At 55.6% G+C, this 3715-nt stretch carries 4 protein-coding genes; 3 read left to right on the forward strand and 1 reads right to left on the reverse strand.

Features of this window, described 5'->3' with window-relative positions; all coding sequences use genetic code 11:
- Positions 1–52 precede the first annotated feature (52 nt).
- Together HN413_01450 and HN413_01455 are read left to right on the forward strand one after the other, a co-directional pair.
- Positions 53–970 carry a sensor histidine kinase gene (locus HN413_01450; GenBank protein ID MBT3389056.1) on the forward strand — a complete coding sequence of 306 codons (918 nt, stop codon included), beginning with the start codon at positions 53–55 and terminating at the stop codon, positions 968–970.
- Positions 967–1623, forward strand: coding sequence for a response regulator transcription factor (locus HN413_01455; GenBank protein ID MBT3389057.1), 657 nt, complete (start codon positions 967–969; stop codon positions 1621–1623). Before HN413_01450 ends, HN413_01455 begins: the two co-directional genes overlap by 4 nt.
- Before the next feature lie 14 nt (positions 1624–1637).
- Here the strand turns inward: HN413_01455 and HN413_01460 are convergent, their stop codons facing one another.
- Positions 1638–2363 carry a hypothetical protein gene (locus HN413_01460; GenBank protein MBT3389058.1) on the reverse strand — a complete coding sequence of 242 codons (726 nt, stop codon included), beginning with the start codon at positions 2361–2363 and terminating at the stop codon, positions 1638–1640.
- A gap of 73 nt (positions 2364–2436) precedes the next feature.
- Here HN413_01460 and HN413_01465 point away from each other — a divergent pair.
- Positions 2437–3715, forward strand: a 1279-nt coding sequence (locus HN413_01465) for an endonuclease MutS2 (protein ID MBT3389059.1), incomplete at its 3' end; no start/stop codon positions are given.

The following is a 3715-nucleotide window of genomic DNA, read 5'->3' on the forward strand; positions in this document are numbered from 1 at the left end:
AATCATTGTCAGTGTCCTCATCTCGATGCAACCCCAATGGGGAGTTTTCCCCATGTTATTTTTCATCCTCAGCGCACAAGCCATGATGGTTTTTCCTGAGCGGACGGGTTATTTATGGGTGGGGGCTTTTACCCTGTTCACCGGATTGATCTTCTTTCTCACCGGCGACCCTCTGGAAGCTTTTCTGACTTTGCTGCCTTTTTCGGCGGGATACTGGTTTTTTGCTGCTTTTGCGCGTTCATTGGCGACAGCCGAAGAAGCCCGCAAAGAGAGCCAGCGCCTGCTCAGCGAACTGCAAGTTGCTCACCAGCAATTGCAAGAATATGCTGGGCGTGTTGAAGAATTGGCCGTTTCCGAAGAACGCAACCGCCTGGCCCGTGAAATGCACGACACACTGGGGCATCGCCTGACAGTGGCCGCCGTGCAATTGGAGGGTGCGCAACGTCTGATACCAGATGATCCGGGCCGGGCTACGCAAATGGTGGAAACTGTACGAGAGCAGGTGCGCGAGGCCTTGAGTGAATTGCGCAGCACAGTAGCGACTTTGCGAGAACCACTGCAAACCGATCTTTCCCTGTGGAATGCATTGCCACGGCTCATAGCTCCCTTTGATACAGCCACTGGTCTGGATGTGGAGTTGATTCTGCCCCCCGAAGAATTTACCATTCCCAACGCCCACAGGCTCACCATCTACCGCGCCGTGCAAGAAGCCCTCACCAATGTGCAGCGCCACGCCCAGGCACAGCATGTCTGGGTGCAGTTGAGCCATCAGACTGATACTGTGCAACTGATGGTCAGTGATGACGGCGTTGGGCTTCCGGCGCATCTGGACGAAAATCGCTTTGGATTGCGCGGCCTGCGCGAGCGCGTGGCACAATTAGGCGGCAGGTTGGAACTGGGCAACCGGGATGCTGGTGGGGCGCAATTGCGCGTTTATTTGCCCCTGACAATCGATGGAGAAAAAGCATGACACCCCCGATCCGTTTGCTGCTTGTGGATGATCAACGCCTGATGCGCGACGGCTTGCGTACAATTCTCGAACTTGAAGGCGATTTACAGGTGGTTGGCGAGGCCGAAAACGGTCAGGCCGGGCTGGATGCCTATGAGGAATTTGCCCCCGATGTGGTGCTGATGGACATCCGTATGCCCGGCATGGATGGCGTGGAAGCCACCCGCCGCATGATCGAGCGCTGGCCTGAAGCGCGCGTGATTATTCTGACTACCTTTGATGATAACGAATATATCTTCGAGGGATTACGCGCCGGGGCGTTGGGCTATTTGCTTAAAGATGTCTCTGGCAGCGAATTAGCGGAGGCCATCCGCAAGGTTGCTGCTGGAGGCGCGCTGATTGAGCCCTCGGTGGCTCGCAAAGTTCTCGCCGAATTCGCCCGCCTGGAACCCGCCGCGCGCCCGCTCAATACCAGTATCCCCGATCCGCTCTCGGAACGCGAGATTGAAGTGCTTGAATTGCTGGGGCAAGGTCTCTCGAATAAGCAAATTGCCGCCAAGCTCTATCTCGCCGAGGGGACGGTGAAAAACTATATTAGCAATATTTTCAACAAGTTGGGGGTTTCTGATCGCACGCAAGCCGCGTTACGGGCGCGTGAATTAGGGGTGTTGTAATAAGCGTTATTGCGTTATTTTTTTGTGCGCCGATAAGTTATGTAGTGATAGCGCTCCACCCCCACAACGAGCAGCGCGGCAATCAGCAGCATAAAGCCGCCAACCTGTGGGTGAAACGGGCTGGCTTCGGCTATGCTTTCTGTTTGCGCCTTTACAGTTTCTCCGCAAATCTCGGCGGCGAAGCCTTCATTGAAAGCATAGCCAATCGTCAATTGGATGGTATAGAGTTGCACCCCGTGGATGAGTAAAAATTCCCCGCGCTGGGTATTGGGGAGCAGCACCAGCCCTGGGCGGCTGTAATCGATGATATTGCGCGCTTCGATATACGGCAATAGGGCTGTCAGGGATGTGGTATCCAGGTGCAAGGTTTCACCGGGCTGGATGCTGAACGCCGCTAAATCGGGGGCGCGCTCGTGGTGCAGAATCAACTCAGGGTTGATTTCTCCGTTCAGGGTTTCGTCGGCGATGGCGGGTTGGGCTGTGGTGATGAGGGTTGGCTCCGCTGTGGGGGGCAGTAGATATAGCGGGGCATTCGAGTCATTGGTGATCTCAAGATACCCGTGCGCCACTTCTTTGGGCGAAGTTACCAACTTCAGGGTTTCGGGGAAATCCGCCGGGAGTTGGATGCCAAAGACTTCAGCGAACCAGGCCTCGGGGCGCGGCTCGCATTTTTGAGCAGCAGCCAACCCCGAGGTCAGTAGCGCCAGCAGTATTCCTGTCAAAATAACATAACGCGACATATTCCATATTGTAGCCCTCTTTTGCCCTCACCCCCAGCCCCTCTCCCAAGTTTGGAGAGGGGGGGTATATTTTATGGTAAACTCGCAACGCATTATGGATGAGAAAACGCTGCACACTCTCGAATATGACAAGGTTCTGGAATGCTTGGCTGGCTATTGCAGTTTTTCGGCATCGCGGGAGTTAGCCCGCGCACAGAAGCCGACCACGCATCTGGAGGATGCCCGCCAACACTTGGCCGAAACGCGCGAAGCGCGCCAGTTGATTGAAGCGATTCCCACAGTGAGTATTGGTGGGGCGCGCGATCTGCGCGAAGTGCTGCGCGCCGCCGCCCGTATGGTGGTGCTGGAACCTCACCAGCTGCTGGATGTCAAATATACGCTTGTGGCGGCGCGTAATTTGCGACGCACTTTTGAGCGTGAGGGTCTGGATTACCCGTATTTGGTCGAATTATCGCTGCGCTTGCCAGATGGGTTGGGGCTGGTGGATGTGATTACCAACGCGCTTTCGGATCGCGGCGAAATCCTTGACAGCGCTTCGGATGCTCTGGGGAAAATTCGCCGGAATCTGAAAATTGAACACGATCGCCTGATGGCGCAGTTGCAGCGCATGATAAGTAATTCCAATATTGCGAAGTATTTACAAGAAGCATTGATTATGCAACGAGATGGCCGCTATGTGCTGCCCGTGCGTGCTGATTTCAAGGGGCGTGTCAAAGGCATTATTCACGATCAATCGGCATCCGGGGCTACAGTTTTCATGGAGCCGTTGAGCATTGTTGAGAAGAATAACGCCTATCGTGAATTGCAGCTTGCCGAGCGTGATGAAGAACGCCGTATTCTTTCCGAACTGACCGCTCTGGTTGCCGAACACAACGACGCTCTCGAAGACATGCTTATCGCGTTGGCTGAAATTGATCTGGCCTTTGCGCGCGCCAAATACGCCAATGCGCTGGATGCCGTGGAGCCAAAGCTGCTTGCGCTGACCGAAGGCCGGGAACGGGGGCACGCCGCACGACGCACGAAGCACGACGCATCCTCCCGCCCGCCGTCCCCGGTCATCCGTCTCTACCAGGCCCGCCACCCCTTGCTCGATCAAGAAAGCGTTGTCCCGATTGACGTAGAACTGGCTCCGCAGACTCGCGCCCTCGTTGTCACCGGCCCCAACACCGGCGGCAAAACCGTCACGCTGAAAACCGTTGGCCTGCTGGCGCTCATGGCGCAAAGCGGTATGCACATCCCCGCCGGGAGCCAATCCGAAATCAGTATTTTTGAAACTATCTACGCCGACATCGGCGACGAGCAATCTATCGAGCAGTCGCTTTCCACCTTCTCCGGGCATATCACCAATATTA

The sequence above is a fragment of the Chloroflexota bacterium genome (genome assembly GCA_018648225.1).
GTDB lineage: Bacteria > Chloroflexota > Anaerolineae > Anaerolineales > UBA11858 > NIOZ-UU35.

What these genes read in the sequence shown, in the direction of transcription:
- HN413_01450 (MBT3389056.1), top strand. Translation starts at nt 53, where the DNA reads ATGTTATTTTTCATCCTCAGCGCACAAGCCATGATGGTTTTTCCTGAG.
- HN413_01455 (MBT3389057.1), top strand. Translation starts at nt 967, where the DNA reads ATGACACCCCCGATCCGTTTGCTGCTTGTGGATGATCAACGCCTGATG.
- HN413_01460 (MBT3389058.1), bottom strand. Translation starts at nt 2,363, where the DNA reads ATGTCGCGTTATGTTATTTTGACAGGAATACTGCTGGCGCTACTGACC.